Raw genomic sequence first — 16,482 nt, 5'->3', positions numbered from 1 at the left:
TATTTCATGATACCCTCATATTAACAAGCGCTTTCACATAAAATAATCATAAAAAAAAAGAGGAAATTCCTCTTTTCAAAGATTCTCACGGAATTTTTTTGGTGTTTGTCCAAAAAGCTCCTTGAACTTTTTGTAGAAGAAAGAAAGTGATGAATAACCAATCTCATCCACGATTTCTTCAACTGATAAATTTGTATTTATCAGCAAGACTGTTGCCACCGTCATTTTCTGAACTTGAAGTAAATTCATGTAACTTTTACCGGTTTCATTTTTCAAACGTTGAGAAAGGTAATTTGGATGATAATTGAAATAAATCGCCATTTTTTCAAGATTATCCTCTCGATAATTCTTTTCAATATATTGTAAAAAATCAATCGTCGTATATTTGTCTGCTATTTTATTTTCTGTTGTTTTCTCTACATATTGTCCACGAATCAACTCGATAAACAACAGAATCATCAAAGAATCGATAATTTCTTCAGAAAATTCTCGCATATTGTAATACTCACATAAAATTTTCGCCAAAATACTACAAGGTTCATCTTTTTTTTGGGTAAGAAACAAAAGAAAGCTTTTTTCAAACTTTTGCTTCTTGCTGGATTGCAACATAAAATTGGTAATTAAACTCTTTTTAGACAGTCTTACCAATAAGTGATTGGTGAGGTAATCTTTTTTTAAGACCAAGTTCAGAATAATAGTGCCCTTCTCAACCTCCTCTACCCGATGGCGTGTTCTTTTATCAATAATCAGAATATTACCTTCAGTCAAAGAGATTTTTTCATCCACAAGCAATACATTACAAGAACCTTTAAAAGCATACATAATTTCCATATAATCGTGAAAATGCCAAGGTACAAAAGAGCCGTATGGTTGTTGAGAAATATTTAAACTATCATTTATTTTATCTAACTTTTTATCCATATTAAAACGAAAACGATAAACTTCAATTCCATCAACAACTTCTCTGTCTTCCAAAGCTACATGTTTGATGGCTTTCCATTCAACTTTCTTTTGTCTATCTTCAAGAAAAGTATCTAAATTGTTCATTTCCATATTTTTCCCTCTTCATTGATTTTAAATAAATCATACCATTATCTAAAAAAATAGGTATACAAATTTTTATGCACTTTTCCACTGTTTAACTCGCTAAGCTATTTACTTATACTTAATTGTTATCCTTTTAGAAATAAAGTCATGAACTACCGATAGTTCGTGAAATACTATAGCCGTTTTTTCTTTAATGGACTTTTCAGTTGAAAATTATAAGCTTATAGTTTCAGAAAAAAATCCTTGACATAAAAATATTACGCGCATATAGTTAACCAGGTAAACTAATTTCCGGAGGTGTAATTATGGAAGGATTTTTTAGAACTTATTTAAACTTATATCGCCCATCTATCAGTTCAATAAATGAGCTTCTGAGCCAATATGAGCTTTCTTATTCGTTGTGGCAAGTTGTCTTGTATATTAAATTAAATGGACCTTCTTCCTTAGTAGATATTTCTAATCATTATCATGTGGAAAAACCAGCAATAACTAAACGGGTAAAGCGTTTGATGGAGCTAGAGATGATTGAACATATATCAGGAAAAGATAAAAGGGAAAAAATTATTCAATTAACCGATTTAGGAGAAACACTTTATCAAACATGTAGAGAAGCCATTACAAATTTGGAAGCCAGCATGTTAGACGGCATAACGTTAGAGGAACAGCAATTGCTTTTCGACATATTGCCAAAAATACGAAACAATCTTTTAAGGAGAGAACATAAACATGAGAAAGAGTAACAAACAAGCAGAAAAATTATGGACGAAGGATTTTATTTTAGTTTCATTGATCAATTTTTTATTAACCTTAATATTTTACTTACTGATAGTTATTATCGCTGTTTATTCTACTGATAAATTTCAAGCTTCTGTTAGTCAAGCTGGATTAGTAACAGGTATTTTCATTATCGGGACTTTACTAGGTCGGCTGTTTATCGGTCGTGTCATTGACGATATTGGACGAAAAAAGACATTGTTTATTGGTTTGACAGCTTTTGTTTTTACCACCCTTTTATATTTTGTCAGCTTTACATTGCCTCTGTTACTTTTGATCCGTTTTCTTCACGGAGTCTCTCTCGGCATAGCCAGTACAGCTACTGGTACAATTGTAGCGCAAATCATTCCGGATAGAAAAAAAGCAGAAGGAATTGGTTATTATAGTATGAGTGCGGCTCTTGCAACTGCTATTGGTCCATTCACTGGTCTGTTTATGATGCAGCACACTAATTTCGAATTGATTTTTTTACTTTGTACATTATTAAGCGTGGTTTGTTTCAGCGTTGCATTTTTAGTAGAGGTTCCTGCTTTGCCTATCCTCACCACTTCAACAAAAGAAAAGAAATTTTCGCTTGCTGATTTCGTGGAACCGAAAGCTTTACCTATTGCACTTGTCGCTTTTATTGTAGCTTTATGTTATTCCAGTGTACTTTCCTTTATCAACAGCTATGCGATTGAGATCAATCTTGTAAGCACTGCTAGCTTCTTCTTTATTGTCTATGCCGTTGCGGTATTGGTTTCGCGTCCTTTTACAGGCCAACTGTTGGACATAAAAGGCGCAAATTATGTTATGTACCCTGCTTTTGTGTTTTTTGTGATTGGGTTGATTACCTTAAGTTTTACACATGCGAGTTTTTCCTTATTATTATCAGGTGTCTTTATCGGTTTCGGTTTTGGTAATTTGCAATCCAGCACGCAAGCCATTGCTATCAAATTAACAGAACCACACCGAATGGGATTAGCTACTTCAACTTTTTTTATCTTTCTTGACGGTGGCCTAGGTTTTGGGCCTTATTTATTAGGTTTTGTTATTCCAATTATTGGATTCCGAAAACTTTATATCATTCTTGGCTTTGTTGTTTTACTTACCGCACTGATTTACCACTTCCTACACGGCAAACATTCATTAAAGATAGTATCTTCTATTTCTAAAAATAATGCATAAATCTCAATCAACGAAAACAAGACTGAAAGGGGCTTTTTCGTCCCCTTTCAGTCTTGTTTTTTATGAATCGCTGATTTCAGCTGGTTTATTTGTCTTTTCCTCTTTCTACAATTGTTTTAAATTCTTCTATTGTACAATTTAACGTAACCGTATCGCGGTGCAATTCTAAAAGTGGCGTTTCTTTTGTATTTACGCCTGGAAGAGTCGTAAAAGCATAGCGAATCCCGCTTTCAGCTAAACGTTTCACATCATTAGATTGATAAATTCCAAAAGGATAAGCAAATACATCTGGAACGTCCACGTATTCGCCACATATCATTAAATCTTTTTTCAATTCTTCCAGAGAAGCTGCTTGCATTTCCGTTGTGCCATTTGTATACCTCATATGTAAATAAGTTGTGTGGTTGGCACATTCAAAAACATCTTGCATTTTTTCAAGCTCTTGTTGACTCATAACTATGGATCGATTCGGATCAAAAGATTGTGTTTCTTGCGACAGCCATCCCAATACCACAAAACAGACTGCATGGAAGCCATATTCTTTTAGAATAGGATAAGCGTATTTATGAACAGATTGAAAAGCATCATCGAATGTCAATAACACTGACTTTTCAGGGAGGTCTGCTCCTTTCTCATAAAAATCTTTTATTTCTTGAAGCGTTAAAGTATGATACCCTTCCGTTTTCAAATAATCCATTTGTGCTTTAAAATTTTCCAAGTAACTGAAAAGGACTGTTGGTAAAGCATCTTGATACTGTTGGGCGACTGAAATACTTGACGGTTTCGTACTATCAAAATCTCCAGATTCGCGGAACTCATGATACATTAAAACATTAAAACTCATTGTCATCTCTCTTTTCATGTGATTTTAATCACAATATTTAATAAAGAAGCGGATTTGCTTCCTCTTATTTTTAATCCTACTTTGATTATACCTTTTGCATTACTGTTTGGTACAAAAAATTTAATAATAATCATTTTTTTGCTAAAGGGTGCTCTTTTAATTCCTTTGAGTTTTATGACCCACTGCTTGCAGCAGCTCGTTGACTTGCTATAACACAATCAATAATAATGATTACTCCCAAAGCCACTATTGCATTGGTTTCATCCTTGATATTCAAGGCATAAGCATCGCCCCAAGTCAGCCATTCTTTAGAAATATCTGCAATCACTCTTCCTTGTTCGACAATTTGGTAATCATGTTCCCAAAAAGAACCCTCTACTTTCCAAGAAGGACCATCGATCGTATAGCGCGGCTTAAAAAAGGAGAACTCTTTACTTACAACAGCTACTTCTTCATTCTCAATATACAACGAATAGGTGGGCAAAAAGCGCCACAGCTGCTGTTCAATATATAACACTTCTTTTCCAGCCATATCATATACATATAGCTTTTTTCCCCAAGAAAAAAGTTTGCCTTCTATTAAAAAGACATCCTTTCCCTGATTGTCTTTTACAGTAAACTGATCATTCCAAGAAAATATTTTCTGCTTGATATAATAATCCATCAGTTCTTACCTTTCTTTTCGTTTTTTTATTATCAGTATTTCTTCCTTTTACGATTCATTCGAAGACTTGATTTCCATTTTCAAGCTTTTCATAATATCCAAAGCTTCTTTATGGAGTTCAGAAGTTGTTCCAACACACATATCTTTTAAAATCCGAACAGAAGCTAAAGGAAATGAATTATGGAGCATCACGGCATTTGAAAGGACACAAACATTTGTTTCGACACCAACAATTTCAATAATTCGATCAGGGTCATCCTTATATTTTTCCCTTAAACCGGCTGCATCTTCTGGTGAAATAGAATGAAAATCCTTTTTGATGGCTTTATGGTTTTTTAAAACCTTTTTCAAAGCCGGATACAATTCCATTCCCCATTGTTTTTCTTCTTCCGAACGTTCATCTTCATTGGTAGCATGTTGATCCAACGTATAATAAATCGGTTCGCCTTGCTCTTCTTGTTTCTTTATTTCTTGTATAATGTTTGGAACAATTGTGGTTGCATTAGGCACTGAAAGTTTTCCTTTTTCATTATCTACGTAATCATTTTGCATATCGATAATAAACAGCATTTCATTCATCTCCCTTTCACAATTACATTAGAAAAGTTAGGTTCTATTTTTAATCTAAGGTTTTTATTCATTCTTAAACTAAAAGAAAAACCTGACTAAATCGATTTTCTTCTTTTAGTCCTTCATTCTTTGACGACTCATGAAATCTCTGGTGTTTTTTTTATTAAAATCTGTCAGTAATAGTTTGGACGTTTTAAATTTTCGTTCCGTAACGGTATATTGCCCTTCTATTTTTTCTTTTAGTGTTAATAAAATCCTAAAGGTAAATAGATTTTCTTTTATATCTAAATTCAACAACTCGCTTTGATCTCGTTTAAAAGAGTCATAAAAATCAAACGTTGCCGTGCTGGTAGCTGTAACCACAAAAAAGGATTTTCCTATGTAAATACAATGGAAAAAGTTTTCGCCAATTTTTTGTCCAATAATCGTTTTTCCTTTTTTAAACTCTTCACCTGGGTAAACTGCGGAAAGATAACTAAGATAATTTTCTTCTTTTAATAGTATATTCATTTTTAACAACTTCCCTCCACTAGTCATTTATTTAAAGAGTTGCTTCGATATTCATCTTTTTAATTATAACTATCTTATCACTTTTTATGAGATGAGAATACCGTAAAACTTTAACCAAAATAGACTTTTTTGAAAACGACTTGATAAAAGCCGAACCACTTAACTCCTTTATGTTAATTTTCTTTTCTTAGATTAACTTTATAGTACTACTATACGTTATTTCCCATATAAATAATATTTTTCATTCTCAGGTTCTACGAACTTTTCGCGAGCCAAATAAGTAAACTGCTCAACAACTCATTCAAAATAGATTCTTTACAATAGCAATTTATTATCTTTCTAAAAGTTTTACAATCGTTTCATTCTTTTTTAATCTATTCTCTTCCTATATGTGATAAACTTATTATATAAGGTAAACGCTTTCTGGATTCAGTAATGTTTATCCGAATTATTGTTAAATATTACACAAAAAAATTTAAAGAAAGGAGTAAACAATGGAACTTCGTCAATTGAAGTATTTCATCACAATTGCTAATACTAAAAGTTATTCTGCAGCTGCTAAAAGTTTATTTGTCACTCAACCTACTTTAAGTTGGAACATTCAACAATTAGAGGAAGAATTTAATGCTCATTTATTTTTTCAAACTAAACAAGGACTTCAATTAACAGAAAATGGTGAAAAGCTATTTACACATGGGCAAAGAGTCCTAACTGAATTTGAAGGACTAATGGACGAGATGCAACAAATAAAACCAGGAAAGAAAAAATTAAAAGTCGGAATTACTGTTCTTTTCGTCATACAATACATGGAACAAATCGTTAATTTCACAACAATGAATCCAGAAGTCGAGCTAACATTTGTTCAAAGCGGATCGGTTGAAATCCAAAAAGAACTAGCACAAAATAAAATAGATATCGGTCTAGTTTCTTTTCCTAATTACGAGCCATCTATTGAGATAGAACGTTTGAATACCTCTCATTCTCACTATTCTGTTTCTATTGTCTTGCCATTTGATCACCCTCTTGCTCAGAAAAAGGTTATTGAAATCAAAGATTTAAAAGACTACGCTATTTGTTCTTTTTCTAATGATTATGTGCTTGGGAATATTCTCTATGAACGCTGTGCAGAGTTCGGATTCCATCCTAATGTAATTTTCTCCAATAAGAACTGGGAAGTTCTTTTACAAAATACGTTAACAACCGGAGGTCTAGCTTTAATGCCCCAAGCACTGGAACAAATTAGTAATTTTAAAGATTTAAAATGGATTCCATTAAAAGATAAAGCAAACTTTTTTGAAATAGGTATTGCTTATAAAAAAGACCAGAAGTTAGAAGAACATGCTATTCGTTTTATTGATTTTATGAAAAAAAATTAGTGTTTTATTTTTCGTTTTGAAAATATATTATGATAGTTAGAACGAGATAAGACACGGTAAGTATTTCGTTATGTACAAATCGCTGATTACAAAGTATCTTTTGCTATAATAACCTCTATAAAAAGAAGCTGAAATTTCTCAGCTTCTTTTACGTTTAAAACTTTAATTATTATAAGCAGGTTCCTGAAAAATATTAGCTTTTTCCTGCCCAATCAATACACGTCGTGCTCCTTTGGCTAATGCTGTTAATTCTTCTTCTCCCGGAACAATATATACTGGCGCAAGAAAAGAGGTTCTTTCTTTTACTAGTTCTGTAATATGAACTGAATGAGCCAGTCCGCCCGTTAGAATAACAGCGTCTATTTTCCCATAAAGAACGGTAGCCAACTCGCCGATTGTTTTTGCAATTTGATAAGCCATTGCTTCCAAGACGATTTTGGCTTTTTCATCTCCTTTTTGAGCTTTTTCTTCAATAAGTCGCGCATCATTTGTTCCGAAATAAGATGCGAGACCTCCTTTTTTTCTGGTAAGATCTGTCATTTCTTTTTCAGAATAATTATAACACAATGGAATAACTTCTTTTAATGGCAATCCACCTGTTCGCTCTGCTGAAAATAATCCTTCATCGTCTGAAATCAGATCAATCATCCGTCCTTGCTTATGAGCACTTGCGGAGCTTCCTCCACCTACATGAGCAACAACAAAGTTGCTTTCTTCATAAGTTTTTTCAAGTTTGTCTTCAGCAATTTTCATACAGACAGCCCGCATATTTAAAACATGTCCAATACTTTTTCTTTCAATTAATGCCAGTCCAGAAATCCGAGCAACTTCTTCCATTTGATCTACCGTAACTGGGTCATAAATAAATGCTTCACATTCCGAAGTACCAAATTCTTTGGAAATTCCTTTTGCAAGACTCGCGCCTAAATTAGAAGCATGTTCTAAGACAGGACGATTTTTTAAACAATCCATAATGGCATCATTTACTAAGTAGGCACCTGCATTAACTGGAGGCAACAAACCTCCCCGGCCGACAACTGAGTCAAAAGAAGCTGCTGAAAAATTTTTAGTCTTTAAATATTGAGCAATATCTTGGTAACGAAATTCGTATTGATCCATAATTTTTTGGTATTCAGATACTTTTTCATAAGAATAAGATAATTCTTTTTTCCATTGTAATTTATCATTTTCAAAATATCCGATTTTAGTTGACGTAGCTCCGGGATTAATCGCTAATATACGATCGACCATATTATTCGACTCCTCCTTTCCCTTTAACTGCATGACTAACTTTAAGCGCTAATAAAAGTGAATTTCTTTTCTCAGCAGCTGAAGAACTTCTGGATGTTAGAATAATGGGAACTTTAGCACCAATAATGATTCCTGCCATTTCTCCTCCAGCCAGAAGAGTCATACTTTTAGAAAGAGCATTTCCAGACACAATATCAGGAGTTACTAGCACATCAGTGTCTCCTTGAATTTTTCCTTGGTAGTGCTTTTCGTTAGCTGCTGCTGGATTTAGTGCAATATCTAAAGAAATCGGCCCTTCAACAGTAAAGTTTTTCTCATTTATAAATTCTGTTGTCAGTTCTGCAGCCTCAGCAGAAGCTGGTAACTTCGGCTGTACAATTTCGGCAGCTGAAAGAACTGCAATTTTGGGCTGTTGATATCCTAAAGACCGCATCACTTCTGCAGCATTTTCAATAATAGCTTTCTTTTGGTCAAAAGTGGGGATCAACACCATTCCACCGTCTGTAACACCAATCAATTTTGGATAAGCAGGAACTTCAATCAAAGCTAAATGAGACAATACTTTTTGTTCTCGGATACCTGTCGTGCGATTAACTACTTCTTTTAATAAGGTCCCCGTTTGTAAATCACCTTTCATAATAAATTCAACCTTTTTTTCTCTTGCCATTTCAACACCTTTAAAAGCTGCTTCCGTATCCGTTTCAGTGGGTACAATAAAGTAAGGTGCTTTTTCAATATCTATTTGAGATAATTGTTCGTTAATTGCTTTTTCATTATCAATCAAATAAGGAATTACGAGTCCTTTTTTTGCCAATTCAAAGATACTCTCCAAAGCATGTCTGCTGGCAGCTTTCACAACTGCTACTTTTTTGGGCTCTGCTTTATTCTGTGTTAGCTCTTGCATTAAGGATCCAAAATTTTGAATCATCTTGCTGCCTCCTCTTTTTTTATGCTAATTCTAATTTATAGTCTTCTGGCGAAATAATATGCCATATTTTAGTAAATAGGTAATTAAAAGCAATTCCCAGTACGATAGGGGCAACAAGGAAAATAAGAATAGTTATCATAATATTTCCAACTGTCCAGCCGACTATATTCAAATGATTTACCGGCCCTACTAGGCCACTGAAGCCAAATCCGGCACTCATCGGTGTTCCTTGTATGTTAAAGATAGCTGCTAGTGCGCCTAGACAAGCCGCATTACAAATGATTGGCAGCATAATTTTCGGCTTAGCAAATACATTTGACATCGATACTTTCGGCGATCCAATAAAATGAGCTAGACTGGTTCCGATTGGATTGACTCTCCAACCTGCAACTGCTAATCCAAACCCGGCTGCACAAACCCCTAAATTTCCTGCTCCAGATCCAATTCCGACTAACGAGATCGCTAGCGCTATTCCAACAGTAGTGATAGGCGAAACAATTAGAATAGAAAAAATAATGGCAATCAATACAGACATTATAATCGGTTGGAAATTCAACAATTGTGCGGTCAAGTGACCAATCAGTGTGGTAATACCTTTTATATAAGGTAAAATCAATAAACCAGCTCCACCGCCTATAATTAATGAAATCGGTGGTATCAGCAAGATTGTATAGGCTTTCAATTTATTGCCTAATAATAAAATCAAGCCTGCTGCAATCGCAGCCGTCAGCCCTACATTTATTACATCTCCCGTACCGCTCAATACCATACCTTCAGCAGAAAATTGAACAGCTCCGCCTCCTAATATCGCAGCCAACCCCAAAGAAGTAGATTGTATAGGCGTAAATTTAAAATTGATTCCAACTAATACACCTACTACCAATCCCAACATAGAATTTGACATAGCGGTGGCATCTAATACAAATTGTCCTTGAGGAAACACAGGAAGCAAGGCTTTAAATAGTTCCCCTAATAATGCTCCAGGAATCAAAGCAACAACTGTTCCAATAGCTAATCCATTTAATACATTCATTGCATAATTTTTAAAGGTAAGCTTTTCAGTTTGCATAATAAGTTCTCCTTTTTATTCGTTATTAAAAATGCCGCTAAATATAATCATTTTCAATCATTTATCATTCTAAAAAATCAAATAAAAGGAGGGCTTTTATTTGATTTAAAGCCCTTCACTTATTTTCTTATCAATGTGCAAATTACAGATGGATTGGTTGGCCTAACGCTAATTCAGCTGCGTCCATAATACTTTCTCCTAATGAAGGATGACTATGGATTGTCAACGAAATATCTTCAGCAGTCAATCCATTCTCAATGGCTAATCCTAATTCGCCAATCAAATCACTAGCACTTACTCCAGCAATTTGTGCTCCTAACAACGTATGGCTTTCTTTTTCTGTTACCAAGCGGATAAAGCCTTCTGTTTTGTTTAAAGAAAGCGCTCGTCCGTTGCCAGCTAATGGAAATTTGCTGCTGTTTACGTTGAAACCTTTTTCTTTTGCTTCTTTTTCTGTAAAACCGACAGTTGCCAATTCAGGGTCAGTGAAACAAACAGCTGGCATGGCTAAATAATCAACAGCTGCTCCTTTCATTCCAGCGATGGCTTCTGCCGCTACTTTTGCTTCATAACTTGCTTTATGGGCTAAAGCAAGTCCTGGAACAACGTCTCCAATAGCATAAATATTTTTCTTATTTGTCCGGCCTTGTTCGTCTACTTGTATAAATCCTTTTTCATTCGTTTCAATACCTGCAATCTCCAAACCAATATCGTCTGTATTTGGGCGTCTGCCGACTGAAACTAATACATAATCTGCTTCTAGTTGTTGTTCTTTTCCATCTACTTCGTAAACAACTGTTACCTGTTGATTATCTTGTACAGCTGATTTGGCCATAGCGTTTGTAACAACTGTTACTTGCTTATGTTTAAAATTTTGTTCAACTAACTTCACCATATCTTTTTCAAATCCCATCAAAATCTGATCCAAACCTTCTAAAATGGTAACTTCTGTGCCCAATTTAGCATATGCCCCAGCTAATTCAGTACCAATATATCCTCCGCCGATCACAATCATTTTTTTAGGTATTTCCTTTAAGTTCAATGCTCCAGTAGAATCAACAATTCGTTTACCAAATTTAAATGAAGGCAATTCGATTGGCCGGCTGCCTGTAGCAATTACGGCTTTTTCAAATGTATACGTTTGTCCTTTTTCTTCGTCGAACATCACATGCAATGTTTGGTTGTTTACGAAATAAGCTTCTCCTTTTATGATAGAAACTTTATTTTTCTTCAATAACTGCTCTACACCTCTTGTTAGGGGGCGAACGACTTTTTCATCTTTCCAGGCTTGTGTCTTTTCAAAATTTATTGTAGCTTCTTTTGTTTGGATTCCTAATATCGATGAGTCCAATGATGCTTGGTATTCATCCCCAGCATGAATCAACGCCTTGGATGGGATACATCCAACATTTAAACAGACTCCTCCAATATTACCTCGTTCAATTAGCGTAACTTTTTGACCTAATTGAGCAGCTCGAATCGCTGCTACATACCCTCCTGGTCCTGATCCAATCACTACTGTTTCTAGTTCTTCTGCAAAATCTCCTACTACCATTCTTCATTCATCCTTTCACGAAAAGCAATTCAGGATCTGCTAAAAAGTTCTTCAAATCGTTGATTGCTTGTTGAGCGGTCACTCCATCAATGATTCGGTGATCAAATGCGAATGATATTTTTAGCATCGGTACAACGATCGGTTGTTTATTTTCATCTGGTATCACTTCATCTTCGATTCTTGCCATACCTAAGATTGCAACTTCCGGTTGATTAATGATTGGTGTTGACCAAACTCCGCTGGTCGCTACTGATCCAACATTTGTAATTGTCATTGAGCCATTTTCCATATCTGCTCTAGTTAGCGTTCCATTCATTGCTTTTTCAGTATTTTCTGCCATTTCTTCTGCAATCGTAAATAAGCTTTTGCGTTCTGCATCACGAATCATCGGAACAAATAAACCTTTATCAGTATTTGTCGCAATACCAATATTAAAGTAATCATGATAGACGATTTCATCTGTTTCTTCATCAATTGAAGCATTCAATTCTGGGTAACGAGATAACATAGCTACTAATGCTTTAACAAAATAAGCAGTATAGGTTAATTTGACGCCTTCTTCTTTAGCAACACCTTTAAAGCGTTCTCTGTGATCCACAAGTTTTCCAACATTGACCCTGTCAAATACAGTCACGTGCGGTGAGACAGCTTTGCTGTTTACCATAGCTTTAGCAATAGCTTTACGTGTTCCAGACATTTTTACTCTTCTTTCCTTTTCAGATGAAATTGGAGCTGCTTTGGCCGGTACTTCTTGTTGTACTGGTTGGACGTTATCTTTTTCTGATTCTGCTGCAACAGATTTCGAAACGCCGGTAGTTAAGAAACGATCGATATCTTCACGAGTGACACGGTCATTTTTCCCTGTTGCCGGTACTTGAGTTAAATCCACATCTTTTTCACGTGCATATTTTCTAACAGAAGGAATTGCCAGCATTCTAACATCTATGTCTGAAGACAATTTGCGTTCAGATGATGTTGCTTGTTTATTTGAGTCCGTCGATTCTTTTCCAGGTTTTAAGTGCTTAACATCTTCGTGTTCAATAGCAACAGTGTCTGTTCCTTCTTTAATAACTTCATTTTCTTGGGGATTATCTTTTTGCAACTTTTCTTCATCTTTTTTAACACTGTCTTTTTCGTCATCAATCTCAATTTCCACGATTGAGTCTCCAACTTTGGCTATTTCTCCTTCTTCAGCTAATAATTTCACTACTGTTCCTGATACTGGAGAAGGAAGCCCAATTACCGCTTTATCACTTTGAATCTCTACTAAAATATCATCTTCTTTTACTTTGTCTCCTGGTTTGACATCCCAAGCTACAATTTCACTTTCATGAATCCCTTCACCGCTATCTGGTAATATGAATGAATAGGTCATTTATAAAGCCTCCTTATTTGCTTTTAGAATTCTACTATTTCTTTTATTTTCTTTTCAATATCTTTAGCATTTGGAATCCACTCTGCTTCTGCTGCCCCAAACGGAAAAACGGTATCAGGTGCTGTTACTCGACAAACAGGTGCTTCTAAGTACATGAATGCACGTTCTCCAATTTCTGACATCAATTGTCCTGCAATTCCTGCTTGTCTTTGAGCTTCTTGAGCTACTACAACTCGGCCTGTTTTCTTGACTGATTCAATGATAGTTTCCATATCAACAGGAGAAACAGTTCTTAAATCAACTACTTCAACAGAAATATCTTCTTTTTCGAGTATTTGTGCTGCTTTCAAGGCTTCACTAACCATTAAGCCATAAGTTACTACAGTTACGTCTGACCCTTCTCGAGTAATAGCAGCTTTATCTAATGGCACACGATAGTCTTCATCCGGGATATCTTGTTTAATAGAACGGTATAGTTTTAAATGTTCAAGGAAAATCACTGGATCATTGCTTTCAATAGAAGAAATCAATAACCCTTTTGCATCATATGGATTACTCGGAATGACAATTCGCATCCCAGGAACTTGAGATAAAATACCTTCTAGATTGTCTGAATGGAGTTCAGGTGTATGAACACCGCCGCCATAAGGAGCTCTCACTGTAATCGGCATACTTCTCGTGTTAGCAGAACGGTAACGCATCCGTGAAAACTGAGCAATGATCGGATCCATTGCCTCTAAAATAAATCCTGAGAATTGAATTTCAGGGATGGGTCTAAAGCCTTCAGTGGCAAGGCCGATAGACATTCCCAAAATACCTGATTCAGCTAACGGAGTGTCAAATACACGTTCTTTTCCATGTTTTGCCTGCAAGCCGTCTGTTACTCTAAAAACTCCTCCATTCGGCCCAACATCTTCACCATAAATTAACGTATTTTCATCATTTTTTAGTTTGTAATCTAAGGCATCATTAATGGCTTGAACAATTGTTTTTTCAGTCATTTTGTGACATCTCCTTTTCTTCATACACTGAGATTTGTTCTTGAACATTTTGAGGTGAAACTTCGTACATGTTTTTTAAGAAATCAGAAACTTTTTGTTTTTCAACTTTACCAATTGCTGTTACTGCTTCTTTGATTTCTTGTTTACATGTTTCAATTACTTCTTCTTCTTGCTCTTTGCTCCATAATCCTTTTTCTGTTAAATAATTTCTCATACGGATCAAAGGATCTTTTTCTTCCCATTCTGTTAGTTCTTTTTCTTTACGATAGCGTGTAGGATCATCTGACATCGTATGCGGACCGAATCTATACGTTAGCGCTTCAATGACAACAGGACCTTTACCTGCTATTGCATGATCTCGTGCTGCTGAAACAGCTGCATACATAGCTAATGGATCCATTCCGTCTACTTGAATTCCTGGAATCCCAGCAGCTACTGCTTTTTGTGCCAAAGTTTCTGCTTTTGTCTGTTCTTCAAGCGGAACAGATATTCCGTACCGGTTATTTTGAATAACAATCACATAAGGAACGTTATAGACACCTGCAAAATTTATTCCTTCATAAAAATCACCTTGAGAAGTTGCACCATCTCCATTTAATGAAAGAACTATATTCTTTTTATTTCTTTTTTTCATTCCCAATGCTACACCCATTGCATGAGTAATATGTCCACCGACAATAACTTGTGGAATATATGCATTTAAATCCTCAGGATATTCATTCCCTTTCATGTGACCCTTGTACCACAAAAAGGCTTTTTCTAATGGCAATCCTTGAAAAATCAACGGTACTAAATCACGATAAGTACCAGCAAAAAAGTCTCCATCTCGTAAAGCATATTGAGTAGCTACCTGACTTGCTTCTTGTCCTCCACCTGGAGCGTAATTTCCAAGTGCCCCTTGTCGATTTAATAAGGTAACTCTTTGGTCATAGGCTCTAGCCCAAACAATCCGACGCATTAATTCAATTAACTCTTCATCTGATAAATTAGGTTCTAATTCTGGATTGCTGACTTTTCCGGATTTATCTAAAACTTGATAAAAAGGAAAATCTTTTTTATAGTTCTCTACAATGTGGTCTAAGTTAAAATTTTTTGTGTTCTTTTTAGACATATCTACATCCCTTTCCTTAATCGTTTTTATGGAAGCGCTTTACGAATTTATTGTACTCCTTCTTTTCCTCCTTGGATAATTGACATATTCTATACCCATATAGAAACATTAAAACGCTTACATTATTAGGGAGTTTTTTCTAGCTTAAATCGGTGTAAGGCTAAAACATTCTTCCTTTCTTCACCCAAAAAAACAGGAGTCTAAGACCATTATGTCTTAATCTCCTGCTTAATTATTTACATTTATTATTTATCTATTATGACCAATCTACTCCTTTTTAGTCAAAAACTTTAGCGGATATCAAATTCTTCAATGGGTTCTGGGCCTCTCATTACTTCTTTTTCAATAGTCAGTCCTCCATCTGGATTCACTTTAATTGACCAGCGTACTAATTGAACTTGCCCTTCAGTCAGTTCAATTGCTGTAATAAAAGTTGGATAGACACAACAGCCTGAATTGAAATAAGGAAGTTCCTTGTCTTTAGGGTACTTAAATCGATGTGTGTGCCCGCAAATCAGCATCATCTTATTCTTTTTGATCCACTTATTAAAATTCTTTTCAATTTTATGTCGCTTAGAGACATTTTTTATCGGACTTGACGGATTCCTTATGCCAAATCCATGGAGAAATCGCCAAAAAAACTTTAGAGAAAGCATTGTAAAAAACGCAAATTGATCGTTGGGTGCATCTCCTTGGTGACCATGTACCGTTAAAATTTCTTGTCCCGTTTCTAAGTTTCTTAATACTAATGCTTCAATTGGTCTGAGTCCTTTAAGAAAATCAAAAAACACTTCATTGTATTCATCGTAGTTTGTATAGTAGTTCTCTTCCACAAATTTTTGTTTTCTTAAAAAGATATCATGATTGCCATACAAACGTATCAAACGCTTTTTATCAAAAAATTGTTTAATAAGATCAAATACTTCGCGATGAGCATTTTTAGTGTATTTAAAATCTGAATACTCTAACATTTCATCTCCGTCTCCCGCTTCAATATAAGTAAAATCATTTTTATAATAGTATTTCAAAGCATGAAGATAGATATTCCGATTTCGTGTAAATTCATCTGACATACTGCCATCTCCTCGATGGACATCACTAAAGATGACATATTTTGAATGTTCATCAAAATATTCAACTCTGGCTTTTTTATAAGCTTCCGTTAACCGTCTGTCTGTGAACACCTTCTTCACCCCATTTCACTTTAGTCTCCTTTAAAACAGACTAAGCTCTTATTTAT

Annotated in this window: 16 protein-coding genes; 3 read left to right on the top strand and 13 right to left on the bottom strand. The window is 35.0% G+C overall.

Annotated features, from left to right (window positions below; translation table 11 throughout):
- Positions 1 to 75: 75 nt before the first annotated feature.
- On the bottom strand, positions 76 to 1,053 hold the full coding sequence (locus BR87_RS09720; RefSeq protein ID WP_035031523.1) for an AraC family transcriptional regulator: 978 nt from the start codon (positions 1,051 to 1,053) through the stop codon (positions 76 to 78).
- Positions 1,054 to 1,352: 299 nt separating this feature from the next.
- On the opposite strand from BR87_RS09720, the gene BR87_RS09715 reads away from it, so the two are divergent.
- Together BR87_RS09715 and BR87_RS09710 are read left to right on the top strand one after the other, a co-directional pair.
- Positions 1,353 to 1,787: a MarR family winged helix-turn-helix transcriptional regulator gene (locus BR87_RS09715; RefSeq protein WP_035031521.1), complete on the top strand. Its 435-nt coding sequence runs from the start codon at positions 1,353 to 1,355 to the stop codon at positions 1,785 to 1,787.
- Positions 1,774 to 2,988 (top strand): MFS transporter, encoded by a 1,215-nt coding sequence (locus BR87_RS09710; RefSeq protein ID WP_035031519.1) that lies wholly within the window; start codon positions 1,774 to 1,776, stop codon positions 2,986 to 2,988. The genes BR87_RS09715 and BR87_RS09710 overlap by 14 nt, the downstream gene beginning before the upstream one ends.
- Positions 2,989 to 3,073: 85 nt before the next feature.
- On the opposite strand, the gene BR87_RS09705 is transcribed toward BR87_RS09710, so the two are convergent.
- The 4 genes from BR87_RS09705 to BR87_RS09690 form a co-directional block, all read right to left on the bottom strand.
- Positions 3,074 to 3,832 carry a polysaccharide deacetylase family protein gene (locus tag BR87_RS09705; protein WP_035031517.1) on the bottom strand — a complete coding sequence of 253 codons (759 nt, stop codon included), beginning with the start codon at positions 3,830 to 3,832 and terminating at the stop codon, positions 3,074 to 3,076.
- A 172-nt stretch (positions 3,833 to 4,004) separates the two neighbouring features.
- Positions 4,005 to 4,496: an LURP-one-related/scramblase family protein gene (locus BR87_RS09700; RefSeq protein WP_035031515.1), complete on the bottom strand. Its 492-nt coding sequence runs from the start codon at positions 4,494 to 4,496 to the stop codon at positions 4,005 to 4,007.
- A gap of 48 nt (positions 4,497 to 4,544) precedes the next feature.
- On the bottom strand, positions 4,545 to 5,066 hold the full coding sequence (locus BR87_RS09695) for a cysteine hydrolase family protein (RefSeq protein WP_035031512.1): 522 nt from the start codon (positions 5,064 to 5,066) through the stop codon (positions 4,545 to 4,547).
- A gap of 114 nt (positions 5,067 to 5,180) precedes the next feature.
- Positions 5,181 to 5,585 (bottom strand): hypothetical protein, encoded by a 405-nt coding sequence (locus tag BR87_RS09690; RefSeq protein WP_156959109.1) that lies wholly within the window; start codon positions 5,583 to 5,585, stop codon positions 5,181 to 5,183.
- A gap of 485 nt (positions 5,586 to 6,070) precedes the next feature.
- On the opposite strand from BR87_RS09690, the gene BR87_RS09685 reads away from it, so the two are divergent.
- A complete protein-coding gene (locus tag BR87_RS09685) occupies positions 6,071 to 6,952 on the top strand; it encodes a LysR family transcriptional regulator (RefSeq protein WP_035031506.1) in 882 nt (293 codons plus the stop codon).
- 162 nt (positions 6,953 to 7,114) lie between these two features.
- Here BR87_RS09685 and buk read toward each other — a convergent pair whose 3' ends face one another.
- From buk to BR87_RS09645, 8 genes are all read right to left on the bottom strand, one after another.
- On the bottom strand, positions 7,115 to 8,203 hold the full coding sequence (gene buk / locus BR87_RS09680; protein ID WP_035031503.1) for a butyrate kinase: 1,089 nt from the start codon (positions 8,201 to 8,203) through the stop codon (positions 7,115 to 7,117).
- A 1-nt stretch (position 8,204) separates the two neighbouring features.
- A complete protein-coding gene (locus BR87_RS09675; RefSeq protein ID WP_035031500.1) occupies positions 8,205 to 9,131 on the bottom strand; it encodes a phosphate acyltransferase in 927 nt (308 codons plus the stop codon).
- Between the two features lie 19 nt (positions 9,132 to 9,150).
- On the bottom strand, positions 9,151 to 10,200 hold the full coding sequence (locus tag BR87_RS09670) for a PTS sugar transporter subunit IIC (protein WP_035031497.1): 1,050 nt from the start codon (positions 10,198 to 10,200) through the stop codon (positions 9,151 to 9,153).
- A 142-nt stretch (positions 10,201 to 10,342) separates the two neighbouring features.
- Positions 10,343 to 11,755, bottom strand: coding sequence for a dihydrolipoyl dehydrogenase (gene lpdA / locus BR87_RS09665; protein WP_035031494.1), 1,413 nt, complete (start codon positions 11,753 to 11,755; stop codon positions 10,343 to 10,345).
- Positions 11,756 to 11,762: 7 nt separating this feature from the next.
- The gene (locus BR87_RS09660) at positions 11,763 to 13,130 is read right to left on the bottom strand and encodes a dihydrolipoamide acetyltransferase family protein (RefSeq protein WP_035031491.1); all 1,368 of its coding nucleotides are present in this window, start codon (positions 13,128 to 13,130) and stop codon (positions 11,763 to 11,765) included.
- Positions 13,131 to 13,153: 23 nt separating this feature from the next.
- Complete coding sequence (locus tag BR87_RS09655; RefSeq protein WP_035031488.1) at positions 13,154 to 14,131, bottom strand: alpha-ketoacid dehydrogenase subunit beta; 978 nt, start codon at positions 14,129 to 14,131, stop codon at positions 13,154 to 13,156.
- Entirely contained in the window at positions 14,124 to 15,242 is a 1,119-nt protein-coding gene (pdhA, locus tag BR87_RS09650) for a pyruvate dehydrogenase (acetyl-transferring) E1 component subunit alpha (protein WP_035031485.1), read from the bottom strand. Before pdhA ends, BR87_RS09655 begins: the two co-directional genes overlap by 8 nt.
- Positions 15,243 to 15,532: 290 nt before the next feature.
- Positions 15,533 to 16,426: a metallophosphoesterase gene (locus tag BR87_RS09645; RefSeq protein ID WP_035031482.1), complete on the bottom strand. Its 894-nt coding sequence runs from the start codon at positions 16,424 to 16,426 to the stop codon at positions 15,533 to 15,535.
- Between the last annotated feature and the right edge of the window lie 56 nt (positions 16,427 to 16,482).

The sequence above is a fragment of the Carnobacterium mobile DSM 4848 genome, assembly GCF_000744825.1.
Lineage (GTDB): Bacteria > Bacillota > Bacilli > Lactobacillales > Carnobacteriaceae > Carnobacterium_A > Carnobacterium_A mobile.
The sequence above is the reverse complement of the archived record's forward strand: the minus strand, read 5'-3'. Positions and strand labels throughout refer to the sequence as shown.

What these genes read in the sequence shown, in the direction of transcription:
- BR87_RS09720 (WP_035031523.1), bottom strand. Translation starts at nt 1,053, where the DNA reads ATGGAAATGAACAATTTAGATACTTTTCTTGAAGATAGACAAAAGAAA.
- BR87_RS09715 (WP_035031521.1), top strand. Translation starts at nt 1,353, where the DNA reads ATGGAAGGATTTTTTAGAACTTATTTAAACTTATATCGCCCATCTATC.
- BR87_RS09710 (WP_035031519.1), top strand. Translation starts at nt 1,774, where the DNA reads ATGAGAAAGAGTAACAAACAAGCAGAAAAATTATGGACGAAGGATTTT.
- BR87_RS09705 (WP_035031517.1), bottom strand. Translation starts at nt 3,832, where the DNA reads ATGAGTTTTAATGTTTTAATGTATCATGAGTTCCGCGAATCTGGAGAT.
- BR87_RS09700 (WP_035031515.1), bottom strand. Translation starts at nt 4,496, where the DNA reads ATGGATTATTATATCAAGCAGAAAATATTTTCTTGGAATGATCAGTTT.
- BR87_RS09695 (WP_035031512.1), bottom strand. Translation starts at nt 5,066, where the DNA reads ATGCTGTTTATTATCGATATGCAAAATGATTACGTAGATAATGAAAAA.
- BR87_RS09685 (WP_035031506.1), top strand. Translation starts at nt 6,071, where the DNA reads ATGGAACTTCGTCAATTGAAGTATTTCATCACAATTGCTAATACTAAA.
- buk (WP_035031503.1), bottom strand. Translation starts at nt 8,203, where the DNA reads ATGGTCGATCGTATATTAGCGATTAATCCCGGAGCTACGTCAACTAAA.
- BR87_RS09675 (WP_035031500.1), bottom strand. Translation starts at nt 9,131, where the DNA reads ATGATTCAAAATTTTGGATCCTTAATGCAAGAGCTAACACAGAATAAA.
- BR87_RS09670 (WP_035031497.1), bottom strand. Translation starts at nt 10,200, where the DNA reads ATGCAAACTGAAAAGCTTACCTTTAAAAATTATGCAATGAATGTATTA.
- lpdA (WP_035031494.1), bottom strand. Translation starts at nt 11,755, where the DNA reads ATGGTAGTAGGAGATTTTGCAGAAGAACTAGAAACAGTAGTGATTGGA.
- BR87_RS09660 (WP_035031491.1), bottom strand. Translation starts at nt 13,130, where the DNA reads ATGACCTATTCATTCATATTACCAGATAGCGGTGAAGGGATTCATGAA.
- BR87_RS09655 (WP_035031488.1), bottom strand. Translation starts at nt 14,131, where the DNA reads ATGACTGAAAAAACAATTGTTCAAGCCATTAATGATGCCTTAGATTAC.
- pdhA (WP_035031485.1), bottom strand. Translation starts at nt 15,242, where the DNA reads ATGTCTAAAAAGAACACAAAAAATTTTAACTTAGACCACATTGTAGAG.